Origin of the sequence: Oligoflexus sp. (assembly GCF_035638955.1) — a bacterium.
Taxonomy (GTDB): Bacteria; Bdellovibrionota_B; Oligoflexia; order Oligoflexales; family Oligoflexaceae; genus Oligoflexus.
On sequence record NZ_DASQYZ010000285.1, the window covers coordinates 1 to 13,986 of the forward strand.

14 protein-coding genes and 1 pseudogene are annotated in these 13,986 nt (G+C 50.0%); 7 read left to right on the plus strand and 8 right to left on the minus strand.

Translation table 11 applies throughout. From position 1 onward, the window contains the following. From VE954_RS26155 to VE954_RS26175, 5 genes are all read right to left on the minus strand, one after another. On the minus strand, window positions 1-192 hold a 192-nt coding region (locus VE954_RS26155), incomplete at its 3' end, for a hypothetical protein (protein ID WP_324958415.1). Window positions 193-710: 518 nt separating this feature from the next. After that, on the minus strand, window positions 711-3,350 hold the full coding sequence (locus tag VE954_RS26160) for a 7TM diverse intracellular signaling domain-containing protein (protein ID WP_324958417.1): 2,640 nt from the start codon (window positions 3,348-3,350) through the stop codon (window positions 711-713). A gap of 578 nt (window positions 3,351-3,928) precedes the next feature. After that, entirely contained in the window at window positions 3,929-4,294 is a 366-nt protein-coding gene (locus VE954_RS26165; RefSeq protein WP_324958418.1) for a hypothetical protein, read from the minus strand. Between the two features lie 141 nt (window positions 4,295-4,435). Then, on the minus strand, window positions 4,436-5,710 hold the full coding sequence (locus VE954_RS26170) for a hypothetical protein (protein WP_324958420.1): 1,275 nt from the start codon (window positions 5,708-5,710) through the stop codon (window positions 4,436-4,438). 232 nt (window positions 5,711-5,942) lie between these two features. Continuing rightward, complete coding sequence (locus VE954_RS26175; RefSeq protein WP_324958422.1) at window positions 5,943-6,761, minus strand: hypothetical protein; 819 nt, start codon at window positions 6,759-6,761, stop codon at window positions 5,943-5,945. A 1,010-nt stretch (window positions 6,762-7,771) separates the two neighbouring features. Here VE954_RS26175 and VE954_RS26180 point away from each other — a divergent pair. Genes VE954_RS26180 through VE954_RS26190 form a run of 3 tightly spaced genes read left to right on the plus strand, consistent with a single transcriptional unit; the run spans window position 7,772 to window position 8,973 of the window. After that, a complete protein-coding gene (locus tag VE954_RS26180) occupies window positions 7,772-8,065 on the plus strand; it encodes a hypothetical protein (protein WP_324958424.1) in 294 nt (97 codons plus the stop codon). Window positions 8,066-8,081: 16 nt separating this feature from the next. Next, window positions 8,082-8,516 (plus strand): hypothetical protein, encoded by a 435-nt coding sequence (locus tag VE954_RS26185; protein WP_324958426.1) that lies wholly within the window; start codon window positions 8,082-8,084, stop codon window positions 8,514-8,516. Continuing rightward, complete coding sequence (locus VE954_RS26190; RefSeq protein WP_324958428.1) at window positions 8,485-8,973, plus strand: hypothetical protein; 489 nt, start codon at window positions 8,485-8,487, stop codon at window positions 8,971-8,973. The genes VE954_RS26185 and VE954_RS26190 overlap by 32 nt, the downstream gene beginning before the upstream one ends. Before the next feature lie 27 nt (window positions 8,974-9,000). On the opposite strand, the gene VE954_RS26195 is transcribed toward VE954_RS26190, so the two are convergent. Continuing rightward, window positions 9,001-9,168 (minus strand): hypothetical protein, encoded by a 168-nt coding sequence (locus tag VE954_RS26195; RefSeq protein ID WP_324958430.1) that lies wholly within the window; start codon window positions 9,166-9,168, stop codon window positions 9,001-9,003. A 551-nt stretch (window positions 9,169-9,719) separates the two neighbouring features. Between VE954_RS26195 and VE954_RS26200 the strand changes: the two genes are divergently transcribed. Together VE954_RS26200 and VE954_RS26205 are read left to right on the plus strand one after the other, a co-directional pair. Continuing rightward, window positions 9,720-10,088 carry a hypothetical protein gene (locus VE954_RS26200; protein ID WP_324958432.1) on the plus strand — a complete coding sequence of 123 codons (369 nt, stop codon included), beginning with the start codon at window positions 9,720-9,722 and terminating at the stop codon, window positions 10,086-10,088. 92 nt (window positions 10,089-10,180) lie between these two features. Continuing rightward, window positions 10,181-10,744, plus strand: a complete 564-nt coding sequence (locus VE954_RS26205; RefSeq protein ID WP_324958434.1) for an RES family NAD+ phosphorylase — start codon at window positions 10,181-10,183, stop codon at window positions 10,742-10,744. Window positions 10,745-11,055: 311 nt separating this feature from the next. Here the strand turns inward: VE954_RS26205 and VE954_RS26210 are convergent. Both VE954_RS26210 and VE954_RS26215 read right to left on the minus strand, forming a co-directional pair. Continuing rightward, window positions 11,056-11,919, minus strand: a pseudogene (locus tag VE954_RS26210) (erythromycin esterase family protein); the annotation flags it as partial. A gap of 18 nt (window positions 11,920-11,937) precedes the next feature. Further along, complete coding sequence (locus VE954_RS26215) at window positions 11,938-12,999, minus strand: hypothetical protein (protein ID WP_324958436.1); 1,062 nt, start codon at window positions 12,997-12,999, stop codon at window positions 11,938-11,940. 300 nt (window positions 13,000-13,299) lie between these two features. On the opposite strand from VE954_RS26215, the gene VE954_RS26220 reads away from it, so the two are divergent. Then, window positions 13,300-13,848 (plus strand): hypothetical protein, encoded by a 549-nt coding sequence (locus VE954_RS26220; RefSeq protein WP_324958438.1) that lies wholly within the window; start codon window positions 13,300-13,302, stop codon window positions 13,846-13,848. Next, window positions 13,764-13,986 (plus strand): transposase (locus VE954_RS44425; RefSeq protein ID WP_414699033.1); only part of this gene is annotated, 223 nt, incomplete at its 3' end. The genes VE954_RS26220 and VE954_RS44425, both read left to right, overlap by 85 nt.

Sequence of the window (13,986 nt, forward strand, 5' to 3'; positions counted from 1 at the left end):
GAATTCATCTGACCTGATTTCTGAAAAAGTTAGGCTACCGTCTTGATCCTCTATATACCTTAGATACTTTCCAAGTAAATACTCAGCCTTTTCTTCCCTAAGTGCGACCAGGGGTTCTCCAAATGCCCGCACGGGGACAAAGAGTCCAGTAACGAGTAACATCAAAACATTCAAGTTCCAGATATGTAGCATTCGCATCTCATTATGGCGTCATATTATAAAATTAGGCGAACGTTGCCAGGGCGCGCAACCCTGGTGGGTCTCGGAAACGCTGGATTAGCAGATTGGTCTGTAACGTAACGCAAGCATGTTCTCTGCTACCAGGGTGTGAGCGCCGAGCTAACTTGTCTCTAGTCTATCTTGAGAACGAAGGAAAATGTTGCCCACTCATGGATTTGCGAAACCCTCTTTATTCGTAAATGCCCCATCTTCGACAGCCAGCACCTGATGCCACCTGATCGTATCCTGCCCCATCACCCGCAGCTGGTGAAAATATCTGACGATTCTTATAGGGGGTTAATGCCGATTCGGGTAAAATCCTGGCAGACCGAAAATAACAAACAGTAATTATAAAGAATATCACCATTCCATTTTAAGCAAAATGTTTCAATTCCTTGATGTAGTAAATCCTGGTGTCAAGTGAAGCAGCGCAAAAACCAATCCAACAAAGCCGAATTCTGCCACCGACAGAGTTCTCATGGATGGTAAGCTTACGATGCTAATTTTTGCTGCCTGGGAGAACCACGCGGGAGAACGATAACAAACTGACTCCCGCACCCTTTCTCGCTGATGATTCTAATGCTGCCCTTGCATTGCTCGATCGCTTGAAAAAAGCCTTCAAGACCCACGCCGCGGCCAGCAACAAGGGAGACTTCCGCCGCAGTTGAATAGCCTCCGCAGGCCACAAGACTTACGAGCTTAGCAAGAGGTGTGTCCAGGGCTTCGCTTGGTGACAAAAGTTTTTTTTCGACCGCTGCGCGCTCCCATTGCAAGCGGTCAAATCCTTGACCATCGTCTGTGCATATGATGGAAAGAGCCTCGGAATCCGCTTGGAACTCAAGCTGAATATGGCCCTGTTCCGGTTTTCCTGCAGAAGCTCTGTCCGATTCTATGCCGTGGACGACGGCATTCCTGAGGATATGAATCAGTAATTCGGCCACCCTTTCTTCATCACGGCTCAGTAAGCGAATCGAACCCCCTTTTATTTCAAAGTTGATGTGTTTACCCTGACGTTTGCCCGTTATCCTACAACTGTCTATCAGCGGCTGCATAACCTGCGAGCAGGGGCGGGCTATCGCCATGTCAATCCACTTCTCCATTTCGTCCCTTAACGCAGACGGTAATTGACTTACGAGCTGCCGCAGTGTTTGAAGCTGGGAGGGCGAAATCTTAATCTCGGACGTGTACGAACCCCAGTCGGTTCGCAGAAACGACCGATGTTTATCCAGAAAACCCTCGAACAGCGCAAACAATTTTTTCGAGCCATCCTGTGACAAAATGCTTTGGGCTTCAAGATGATGGATAAAGTCAGCTATCGGTCTCATTTTATAGATGAGGCAATTGCCTTTGAGAGTATGAAGCAGGAAAGCGACCTCCCGCTTGTTGCCATTGCTCTTCAGTTGCCGGATCGTATCAAAGCTGGAGCCAATGAATTGCCTGAAGGCTTCAAGATCTCTCAAAATCGTGAGCAGGACGCGATTGCGTCTCGCTTCTCGCTGACGTTTATGGAGCTCAGTCGCATCCTGTATCGTGATCAACAGGTTGGCTATAAGACCATCACCTTTGCGCACGGCGCCATATTCAAGCTTGAGCGTGCGTTGTTTGACCCTGGCGCTTAGCGGAAGTTGCGCCAGTGTCACTTCCAGAGGCAGGGTGTCCTGAAAGATCTGGTCCAGGGCCAGTGAGAAGACGCGCTCTTCCTCGTCACTCATGTGAAGGAGCTCAGAAAGTTTTTGGCCTACATCCATAGCTGTGCCGAGAAGTGTCGTGCAGGACCGGGAAAACCCCGAAAGAATTAGGCCTTCCCTGTCAATCATGAGAAAACCGCTTCTCACGTGATCCAGTATATTTCGTATCGTTTCCGTTCGTTCGGCCACAATTGCTTCAACATGAGCGATCTGATGTTGCAGTTCCGAATTCAGCCCTCGGATGGTTCGATCTGCCTGATCCCGCATATAGTTGACGCGACTGGCAAGTGCGAACGACATCAGAAGTCCTTCGAACACAGCCCCTAGAAAGTTGCTAAACTGTACCGTCAGGGGCGAGTGATAGATGCCCTCAAAATGCAGGGTATTTAATATATTGGCACCCAGGAAAAAGACCCAGGCGATGGTGTAATAAAGAGCAGGTCGAAACCCACGGGCTGCTGCGATACCTCCAATGGCGAGCAGCGTGAGAGAATGTATACCCAGGAACACGCTATTGACCTTCGCAAACTGACTGTAAGTGGCGAAGAAGCAGTACACAAAAACTGCACAAGCGCTGATTAAAGCAATTTGTAAAGCAACATGGGTCCGCCGCATCAGCTGCTTCACATCGAGGAACGATATGGTGACAAGTGTCGCGCAGATGTTGGCCAGGGCAGCCAAATATAGAAATCCATGATTGGTCAGCCAAATGCCAAGTTTTTCCTCCATAAAATAGGGCCAAAGCCCCTGAAGTGAAAGCTGGGTACCTATCATAACCAATAAAAAAAGGCTGTAGTGAGTATAGGTCTTGCTATTGAATGAAAGAGCGAGGAAGGAATTATAAAAGAACAGAGCTGCAATGATACCGAACATTAGCCCCAGAGCAAGCGTGTCATAGAAGCGATGACCCTCGAAGCCTTTACGATCCCAGAGGTAAAGAGCCAATATACTCGAGCCCTGGGTTCTTACTCGCAGATAAAACACGTTCCGGCCCGGTTTCAGTTGGAGAGGGAATACAGGTGAACGAAAGGCAATAGGACGTAAACTCTTTGAAATCCTGTCTCCGCTTGTTAACGCGGAGACATCCCCCGTCGCAGCTAGCTGGTAAAGAGTGACCTCATCGACAAAGACGTAGCGACTTTCAAGCAGAAGATCGCTGGCGCCTGATTCACGCTGCATGATGACAATCCTGGCCCAGAATTCACCGTCAGTAAATCCAGCGCTGGGAAATCTTTTTGATGAAGCTTTAAAGAAATGGTCGAAGCTCCCTGCGAAAACTGCAGCGGGGTCGGCTGGCTCACCACGGTTCTCCCAAACTTCAAGATATTGACCTAACTCATGTCCATCAACCCGACTTAAAGGCCCCAGGTCTAAAGGAATCGATGCAGCATGATTAGACCAAGCAGCAAGAATATATATGAAGAACGATAGCGCCAGCCGCATATGATATCCGCCTCACAGAACTTTGGTTTCTTCTCTTCGGAAAGAATATGAAGAATCTGACATTTTCGCTCGGTGAATGCATGGTCGTCCCCCAAAAGACAACGATTTCAGAGTCTGTTGCGGCTGGTTAAGCTTATGGTATTTTCGGAGAAACCTGCGGAGGCCCACCATTAGTAAAGTGGTTTTTGGAGGGCGGCACCACTGCTCCTCCTAAGGGGGGTCACGCGCTTTGTGGGGTGCACGGCCCACGCTCGCACGCCGTTTAAACGATATGAAGACAAGGATCCGGCGCTGTGTGATCGGATGTTGGAGCTCTTTGCCCTGCTGACCGCTGACAGACTCAAACTAGAGGCCGCTTGGAGTGATAGCTCGTTTCCTTCAAAATCCCCCTGAACAAGTATTGGGCCATTGCGCTCGTGAATCATACGGTAAAGCTCTGACGGCTGCCTATCTGACAATATCACCTACGATCAAAATACTACTGGATTCTGGATGCATATATTCATCGTCGCATCCTATTGCTTCTTCAGAAGATATTCTTCTGAGCGTGGCACAGAAAACTCACTCGCATAATCGCTCTAATTTTGCAGCTTTGCCAGCCACTCTCGACGCAGGCTTTCCTTCAACGCAGGATCCGTCTCGCTCGTCACCTCGATTAAAATCCTGGCCTTTTCAGCGGCCTGCAAAGTCGATCGCATCAGTGCCTTCGAAAATGCCCCGCTAAGAGCTGATCCCGAAAGATGATCATAGGTATCGCCACGTGTCATCTCGGGGCTTGGCACCCCGTTCGTGCAGCCCGGCGCGGCGTCGGCTACAGAAGGTTCCACGTGCCCGGGCTCCGATAAAGACAAAGGCACCATTTCAACCGCGACTTTCTCCAAATTTGGCGCTTGGATATCAACGACCAGGTTGAGGGCTTGGCCCGCCCTCACACTCCCCGGCATAACTCCGTTCCGGAATTGGGAGGAGAAATCTTCAGAGAGAATTCCTTCGGGAACAGGATCGGGTCTCTCCACCGGCTGGTTAGCTGACACTTGAGATCCCCGAAGGGATCCCTTCTTATAAAATTTTTGGGAATGTTGTTTTTACTTACGTGGTTGCAGTGCCTCGATCAACCAGCCTGGCAGTTCCAGGTCTGGTAGTGTGCCCTTCAGAGAGCTCCGATGATGGTAAAGGCTCCGCAGTATCGAGCTGAGTCCACGCGTCAATGATTGCGACTTCTGCCAACCGGGAACACGGGTGATAATCCGGCTCAACGCTGCACGGGTCTCGACCTGGCCAAACCCCTTTTTCTTGCAACAAACAATAAGCGAAACGAGCCATTGATTCCGCTCGCCGGCACGCACGTTCTCGGGACTCTCGATAGTCCAGATCCTGGGAAGCTGCCTGTTTGAAGAGGTACGAGTCTCAATTAGTGTATATGCTCTGTCCGTCAGTGAGCGGTCGGGGCGAATAGTGAGACGGATCCCTTCGGCGATAAGACGCTCCACTCCAAGCCACTTGGGTGGATTAGCGAGGAGCTTATAAACCGTATTTTTTGATATCCCATACCGAGCCATTATCTCACGCGCGCGCATCTGTTCCGTTCCCCAGGGCCCCACTGAATCCAAAAGGTCTGCGTAAAGGCGCGCCAGGGGCTTTTCCACCCGTGTGTCGGGCCACAGGATGTCGTCACGGTCCTGCTTGTTCTGGGAACGTAGAGCAGGATGAAAGCGCAGTGCATAAAGCAGGTTTTGCAACACCCGAGGACGCCGCTTCTGGATCATTTGCTGCACGAATTCCGCTTGATCAAGAACCCGGTCGGATCGGAGCATGTTGGGCATCAGCCGCTTGAGGCCACGCGCGCCTTCATCAGCACCCATTCCGTTATAACTTAGAATGCGGATGACCATGTTCTGTACCTTGAAAGCCAGCTTCTGAACATCTCCCGTTTCATCAATTAGTTCCAGAGGCGAGATGGCGAGAACCAAGCTCAGCCCCTTGCCGCCACTGGAGCGGACCACATAGGCCAGGTAGCGTAGGAACATGGGAACGTCTTCTGTCAGCGTTGCACCTATAGTCGGCCAGTCCATTTTACCGTCGCGAATCCATTTTTTATCTGCACGTTTAAAATCCAAGTCGAAATGAAGCCAGATGAGGGTCTCTGTGCGTGTGCCTTCATTCATGATCGTTGTCGAGATTAACGGATACTCCGCTCTCTTATCACTTCGCACGCCGCCAACCGGCACGGCGATGCGTTTGCCATCCTCATACGACCACAGGGCAAATTGATAATGGGATGGGTTGCTGGTTTGCGGAAACTTTTTCTTCCGCGGGCGACCCTGCCCTTCATATTCACGATCGATTGCTGCTGCAGCCATCCATGGCTCTCCAGGCAAAAGGTTCCTGACCCGTTTACAGCTGCGGCTTTAGGCCGCAAAAATGGCTGAAATCGGTTGGATTTTGACAAAATGTTCCTGATGTCTTGCTTTGGAGATCGAGGCGGGATATTTTAGGAGTTACTAGGCTTCTAAAATTCGTCTCGATGGTCGCAAGACCTTCCCCCTCTCGGGGGGATTTGCTTTTTTAACGGCGGTTTTGTATCACCTCGCTTTATTGTCCAAGTCTGTGCAATACGAACATCATAAGGCAGGCAATCGCCTGCAGACCAACCCGTTGAGCTATATCTTGCCAAGCCTTTCGGATCTCGTCAGAAAGTATGGGGGCTGAGGGTCTTTGTGGAGCAGCCTTCGTTTGAGACTGCTCTTTCCATGCTGCAAAGTCTTTATCGAGTTGACGTTTCGAGCGCAAAGTTTCCGGTGCGCCGTCGCCTAGGTCTCTTCTATTTTTTTGATAGTCAACGGACGAGTTTTGATACCGGGATTCAGCTGCTGCCAATAGCTTCGCTGCAGTGGAAGATTCCACCTGATAGGCGGCCATGTCCAAGTCGTATTGTGCTTGAGCTGAACGGTATTGTTTAAATTCGTTGCTGAATAATTGAACATAAGGCGAAATGAACAAGAGGATACTCGTAAGAAAGATCGCTACAGCTCCATAGACGGCGATCTGCCGCGATCTGACATCAGAGGTTTTTGCGCCGATCAGTAATGGGGGGGCATACTCAAACGCAGCGGCAACTATGAGGGCTCCAAGGGTTCCCCCAAGCGTCTCCCATAGAGAAGTCGTCAACCAAGCGCTGCAGGCAAATGCAACGCCTATAAATGGCCAACGCTCAAACTTGAAACTGTTGTCCTTGAGCAGCTCAGTCGGTCTACCTGCTGCTACTATAAAGCTCTCCTGCACCATGCCATGGATTTCAACTCCGCTTGCCTGTTTGCTTCGCTTGGTTTCGACTCCTGAAGCAGGCGCACCATTTTCTGTATCTCCTCGCTCTTGGGCTGCGCGATGTCGATCAGGTACTTTTCCTTCCAAGTGCTGGAATCAGTCTCAGCTTGCGGAAGAGGTTTTTTGGGCTCTTGTATTTCAGCTTCTGATTTGGACCCAAATTTCATACTTCGATTCCGAGCTTGAAGTCGTGCGCAGCTCCGCCAAGTCGCGAAATTTACCGGTCGCGATTTAGCTCGATAATTTCCTGTTGAATTTGCGGACCCGTGGTGAGGGGCCTTGGGGCTCGCTTTTGATAAGGCAGTTGTTGCTGGCTGACTGGAAGCAAAAGAGATACATGCTTGGCTTTTCATCAAGCCCTCAAATATCTGCTGCTGAATGGCTTTGCTTTGACGAATGCCAATTTCTGTGGAAGCATTTCCCATAAGCTACTTCGCCTGTAAGGAGGTGGTTTGGCCCAGCGGCAGGTAGATGGCTGGAATCATCTAAATGCCGCGTCTTTTTAAATTGTAATCTATCAGCAAGTCAGAAAAAACATAATAATTACAGTTAATTAAAAATCTTCTTCCTGTCCTCGAATTGTCCTTGAACCGTCCTCGAATTGTCCCCGAATTGTCCTCGAATGAGCTTGCAGCCCTTGCCTGAATGGGCTTTCAACTCGACGTCCTCGAACCGTCCTCGAACCGTCCTCGAACCGTCCTCGAACGGCTGTCAGTACACCGAAGCAAACGCTATTCTATTGCTTCCATATCACTCTGCATTTCTGTGAAAACTGACGCGGGTATTTGGTAGACCGTCCAGCCCTGTGGTCCGGACTTCGATCTCATCCGTAGTAAACATCCACATTTTTCAAGCCGCTGAAGTGTCTTTTTTACAGACTCATCGGTAGAATCGACAAGCTTCGCAATATACTTATGCGTGAGTGGTTTACTAATCCGACCCATGCGCTCATCACAATGGTCACCAACAACTTTCAGAACTTTCCTAATCAGTTCGCTTACAATCCAGTAATCCGCATGCGAGGAAGATGCGTCTTTAGATCCGCCACAAAGTGCCTTGCTGATATCGCCAAAAGCTTCCCGGAGAATGCCTCCATTGTGGTCTGGCTGAACGAGTTTGGCGGTGAGATACGAAGCTCACAGGGCCAGACCTTTGGACAATCCGGGCTTTATGAATCCATAAGGGATCGAGTGGTGGCAATCATCAAAATCCAGGACCCCGACGAGCTGACGTTAAAAGACATATCGGCCCAGCAAAATCTCTTTCTGACTTACGAAGAGGTTCGGGAAAACCCGGGCTTCAAACTGATGCAAAAGTCGAGACTCCATAGAGTGCAAAAATCCATATACAGTCAGCTCGATTTAGCCTCGGGAGTGTGGGCAATTCAATAATGGGAAGGAGAGTTGCGTGCTTAACCCTGATGAGATGGCAAGAAAAGTAGCTGAAAAGCACCGGATCCTGATCGGGCTCGATGATCCGGTCTTTGCATTCGTCGCATTAAACGATGTCTGCATGGGCGAATACAGTCAGACCATAAGCCAGGGGCTCCGCGACGAATCCGAGCGGCTCACGGTTCAAATCCAAACTTCCATGAAACAACAGACCGCATATATCAGGCAGCAGATCCAAAAAGAATTCCTTGTGGCAAACGGCACCATCGCCAAAACCGCGGAACAGAGCTATGAGAAAATCTTTCAAGCCTTGAGTGACCACATCAAGGTCATCTCCGAACTGAGAGACGATGCTCAATCGGCCAGAAAAAGCGCGTGGGTGGGCGTTGTCGCGGCTATCATTGTAAACCTGATAGGATTTGCCGCTTTATTGGTCCTCCTTCGCGTGTAAAATCGCAGACCAGGGAGCAATAGTCTTTAGACCGTCATCAGATGGGCCTGAAGCGGTCAGCCACACAAGGCAGGGAAGCCTTCACACAATTCTGCTTTCAGCTGAACTCCGGGCAGGTTTTAAAGCCTATTTGTGCCTAGCAGGATGGATCACGCTCGAAGGCGAATGGGTCAAGCCTTCAAATCATATTCACCTTTTTGACATTCTGCAGCACAAGTCAGGTAAGCTGATGCTGTCTTTCCTACGAAGAGCACTAGAGACTTCTGATGGATCTTTATCGTTTCTCACTCAACATCAAACTCATCCGCGTCCTCAGAAATATGACGAATGCATGCATGTCCTTGAAGGGCATGACGATCAAATTGAGGGGTTGGTTTTTAAAGCCTGGAAAACCAAGGGCTGGGGCGACAGCGGTATCATCCGTTGCCTTGAAAAAGGATCTCGCAGCATCAGATGACCGAAGCCGTCGATTGGGATGCCGAAGTCACACCCGTGTTCCCACTGGGCTGCCCTTTCCAGCAGAGCCGCTGCCAACACTTCGACCCGAAGTGCCGCCGCCACCCACTGCACCTTTATGAATCGTTGATCCGCCGCCACCGACCTGTCCCCTCTTTTTGCCAGCGCTGCCGCCGCTACCGATTATTACACCCATCAGGAAACCTCCTACATCGGTTCAAACTTTGGCGCGCCTATCAGAAAAATAGTCTACTCACGAATGCAAATCAGAGTTTCGGATGCCTGGGCCCGCACGATTTTCGTTCTCAGCCCTTTGAGTCGATGAGGATCATTCGAAAACGGCAGCTCGAAGCAGAGGGACACTCTGCTGGGATCTTCTGTTCCATGGCAGCATGATCGCTCGCGAATCCAGATATTTCCTCATTCAGCGTCTGCAAGCGCAACAAAACCCTGAATCGTAACGGGCTGCTTTTATACAAAAGCAGGGAACCAATTTTTCCCATCTATATTAAGTATTTGCGTCTTGTTTCAAGTCCCTTCAGTCTGGAAGGGAGGCCAGAATTCATGTGCATGCATTTATTCTTGGCATACCAAGCAACACAAATGGCATTGATAATAGCTAGTTACATAAATATGGAACAAAAATGGTACAATTTTGGTATTACTGTGGTAAAGTATTGGTGGATTTAGCCGATAAGGCTAATGAAGCATGTGCTTTGGTTTCATGGTTTTTGAGAGGGTTTACTTATGTCGCATGCGATTGACCAATCTTATTTCGTCAAGAACAACAAGCCGGTTATTTCAAGCTTTCTGGAAGCTGGATTCAAGCGCAAGGCGATTGCGGAGGCATATAAAATCAACTATCAAATCCTTCGGGATGACAAAATTACAGTTGAAGCCAGCAAAGCTTTGCGTCCCTTGACTCAGCTCGTGCCGTATCTTATCAATGTCTTTAAAGGTGATAGTGAGAGAATAATAATCTGGCTCAACGAAGGCAATGTTGCGTTTCATGGACTGACACCAATAGAAATGTGTTACATCAGGCGGGAGCCCGAGGTTATGAGTTTCTTGAATTCTCACCTTGACCCTGAAAACAGAGAGGTATTCAGAGGCTGATGTCAATCAGAAGGTACAAGGAATTGCTTGCGCAACTTGACAAGTCCAGAAGCCTGCATGTTAAGGCGGGACTTATGACAGCTCTGGACAAGGTGAAAAGGCAGATCAGCACGCAGTGCCAAAAGAAATTCGCAAACCTTCCGGACAATTTAGGGATTTTGCAACAAGGCAAATTCTGTCGCGGCGCATATCTGAAGTATAGCAATACTCCTCTTGGAAGCGGACCAGGAACTGGGAGATTTTGGAGCGACAAACACCTTGATTCACCCCTCTATTTCTCATCGGACGAGTATGCAGTTTTCCCTGAAAGACGTGAAACTGGCTTTGATATTGTGGAACCTCATTTCCGCTTTTGGGCCACGGTGGATCTTGAGAATGTCCTTGATCTTACCTCTGCCAACGTGAGAAAGCTTCTCAAGATAACAAAATATGAAGTCGAAAAAATCGAATGGAGTGCCTGGAAAGAAGTTCCCTGTCCAACGCAAATTCTCGGAAGGCAAGCTTTTGACGCCGGGTATGAGGCGATAATCTTTAATAGCGTCAGGCACAAGGGAAGTACCAATCTTGCGATCTTCGCTGCGAACCTGAACGTCAATAGGTCTTCAATTGTGATTCAGGATTCTCACGGGAACTTTAAGAACGGTCGGATTCCTTGATTATAAATGCGGAGCGTCGACGTCGCTGGTTTCAAGCGGTGAAGCCATGACCATGTTGTCGAAGCCTCGCGCCCGATGCCCTCACCGAAAAAATGCGCAACGAGTGGCTCCTCGGTCGGTTTCCTGTGATTATGGACATGCACACTTATGAAATGATCACCCCCTGGCTCAACCGAGCAATTGAAATCGTTGCCGCAGAACACGGGCTGAAGGCCTGAATTGGCTCTCATAATTCAAGGTATTAGGTCACTGTGGATTGTATTTCCGCTGCTTTCCAGCAGCTCAAAAACTAAAAGGGGTGGAACAGAGGATTACTGACAGATGCCTGGACCATCTTTGTGGAAGTAGAAGATTCCGTCAACCTGCTCCCGCGGCACGAATGTCATGTAGTCCTTCTCAACGCTCGTCGCCAGAGCTTCAAGGCTTGCATAGGGATGAGCGACGTTGTGAGGGAAAATAATCTCGCTGGCCTTGGCATGGATGTCAAGGTTCTGGGATTTATGGATCGCGTCATACATCAGGAATCGATCAAAGCCATTCAGATAACCGAGAAGGTTGCCCGGCTCATACGCGTATTGACTTTGCAGCGAAGCGCGCAGGGGAATGCCCTGGACTTGAACCGTATAGACATTCGCAACGGTGCCTATAACTGCATATTGATCACCCAGATTCCTGGCGAGATGAAGGCCCATATTTTCAATCGGTGATAGAGGACTTTGAATGCGGGTCGCGTCCTTGGTCATATGGAAAAGGGCGCCATAAGAAATGATCTTCTTTCCCGGAAACAGATGCTTCGCCTGATGGAGATAGGACAGCGCCATGGCAGCGTCGCGAGCTTCAAACCCTCTTTTGAAAAGCGGTCCACCCACCTCATCCATGCTCCAAACATAAAGTTCTGCCAGCCTACTCTGAACCGCGAGCTCGAAAAAGTCGCGGCTTTTGCCGGTTTCGAAGACGACAGTAGGGAAAGCCTTCACGATATTTTGGAGTGTGGCTTCGCAGGCATCCCATGGTCCTGGGGCCGGAGCCGCAGGACAGGCGTCGAGCTCGGCAGCCAGGGACGGATACTGGGTCCCATTTGCCAGGAGATGATCCTTGATCAATTTAAAATCGCTTTCAGCCAGATGCTGCACATCAAAGCCTGCGACTTGGACTTTATGGGCAGCGCTTTGGCTTCTGTTATAGGCTTCGAGCTATTGGAGGAAGGCCTTGAGCTCGGGCGTATCGAAGGCGGAAAAGCCGACTTTCAGATCACCGAGAGGGGTTTTCCCGAGGACATAGTCATTGACCTTTCGCATGTCGATCATGGGCAGTTCCAAACTCACGACTTCAAATCGATGGTGCTGGATAAGGTGTTTGGCAGCTTCGAATAAAGTATCATGCACAACGGAATTGCCGCAGGTTCCGAACGTCGACTGGTGCCTGGTTTCCCCAAGCGCTATGTGGCCCTTGCTATGCGCCAACTCATCGAGGAATCTGAAATCAACCTGCTTGAGCGAAAGTTTTCCAGGATCCAGACTGCTGAGGTGGTCGGGCAGGTGTTTTTCCGCACCATAGAGCCGCTGGAGAATTTCGATGTCGCCGCGACTGAGGGTGGGCTGCACGCCGGCAAGGAGACTTCCAGCGTTCATGCAGTAGTTCATGATCGATTCGGGATCATACGTCGTGCCCCAGTTCACAGCATAGCCATCGCCTAAACCCCGGTACGTATCACCAAAGGGCTCACAAGTATTATCCGCGCGCTGGTGCTCGTGCTGAAGTCCGAGGATATGGCCGAACTCATGAAGGGCATAAGACCTGATGCAAAGTCCGACTTTCGTCGGATCGGAGCAGAGATCCTTGCGCCAGTTTTGAAAAGTAAAGTTCAGCCGCAACGCATCCTTCTTCCCACTCACGGCTGGCCCCATAAAATCCGGCTCACTGATGCCCGGTCTTGCAGCATCGGTAGTATCGGAAACCAGGACGCGGACACCCTGGCTTTGGGCCTGGCAGGGCCCAAAATCCACAAACCTGATCGGCGTTCGCGCGTTGTATTCTTCTTCCAGTGACTGCCGCATGCTGGTCCAGCCCGACTCGAGCTCGGGGGATGGGTTTTCCCAGCACACCGGAATCTGCGCCTGTCTTGGCCAAAGATATTCACGCGCGACTGCCGCCTTGACCTGGCTGGTATCGTTGTTGGCGGCTGTACAGGAAAGCATTCCTGAAACTGCGAGGAAGCCTAGTCCCTTGAAATACTGTCTAGCCGATTTCAGCATTGCGTTTCTCCTGCGATTGTACACCTTCATTTCAAGCCCAGAGCCGCGACTGCGCCTCGTGAAGCTATGGATTTTTCGTAAGAGCAATTTACTTGCCAGTTCAAACGTCGTATAATTTTCCATACTTATGGACCGGGCGAAGCCTCCTGTCGGATTTATTCGTGAGATATTTTCTGCGCCTGTCGGAGGAACCCCACGCGGCCGGGCCCGACTTGATCGCAGGTGAGGGCCACGTGAGTTGTGTCTTGTGAAAACTGATGAATAATGTATGGATTTCGGACCGACTGAGGAGAAGCCCTTATGAACTACGCTCCTATCATCGTCTTCTTTGCCCATATGTTCATGCTACCGATGCATCTTGTTGCGGCTGAGGCTCGAGCCAGCGCCTCTTTACAGCCTGCTTACGAGAGTCCTTACTTCATCGCGGGAATTCGCTGCCAGGGTTTGAGCAATCCAGGCCTCGTGTTCGATGATTCTTTGAACGAAGTCGTTAATAGTGAACTTTTGAAATCCGCGGCGCAGGACGACTGCGAGCAGCTCTTTCGGTATTTCGGGGTGAAAAAGTACCAGTGGATGTCTGGCGAAGACCTGGAGCGCTTGGGGTTGAACCTTCGGCTTTCGAATGTATTTGAAAGCCATGAGATCGAGTTGGTCCCCTCGGAGCAGAAGGGACATGTGTTCATCATTCTCCAGGTCGTGCCGCGGAAGGTTCGTTATCACCTCAGCCTATCGAGTGCGACCGATGTCTTTGAAAATGCCGATGCATGGCAGATATCACTCGCTTACCTGCTGACCGATCGAAACCATCAGCCTATCGACTCGCTGGAATACGGTGCTGTGGCCTCGTAGGCCGACTTTATTTGCCCCAGTCGTGGATCGATGACCAAAAGAAGTTGGATGAGTGCGGCGTTCCTAAGAGTCGAAGAATTTTTAAAACAAAATGGCGAATTGCACTTGATTTGTTGGCTCCGTTAACTTCTGAAAGAA

Excerpts from the sequence above, each read along its gene's own strand:
- VE954_RS26160 (WP_324958417.1), bottom strand. The coding sequence starts at position 3,350 with ATGCGGCTGGCGCTATCGTTCTTCATATATATTCTTGCTGCTTGGTCT.
- VE954_RS26165 (WP_324958418.1), bottom strand. The coding sequence starts at position 4,294 with ATGCCGGGGAGTGTGAGGGCGGGCCAAGCCCTCAACCTGGTCGTTGAT.
- VE954_RS26170 (WP_324958420.1), bottom strand. The coding sequence starts at position 5,710 with ATGGCTGCAGCAGCAATCGATCGTGAATATGAAGGGCAGGGTCGCCCG.
- VE954_RS26195 (WP_324958430.1), bottom strand. The coding sequence starts at position 9,168 with ATGGGTGTAATAATCGGTAGCGGCGGCAGCGCTGGCAAAAAGAGGGGA.
- VE954_RS26200 (WP_324958432.1), top strand. The coding sequence starts at position 9,720 with ATGTCGCATGCGATTGACCAATCTTATTTCGTCAAGAACAACAAGCCG.
- VE954_RS26215 (WP_324958436.1), bottom strand. The coding sequence starts at position 12,999 with ATGCTGAAATCGGCTAGACAGTATTTCAAGGGACTAGGCTTCCTCGCA.
- VE954_RS26220 (WP_324958438.1), top strand. The coding sequence starts at position 13,300 with ATGAACTACGCTCCTATCATCGTCTTCTTTGCCCATATGTTCATGCTA.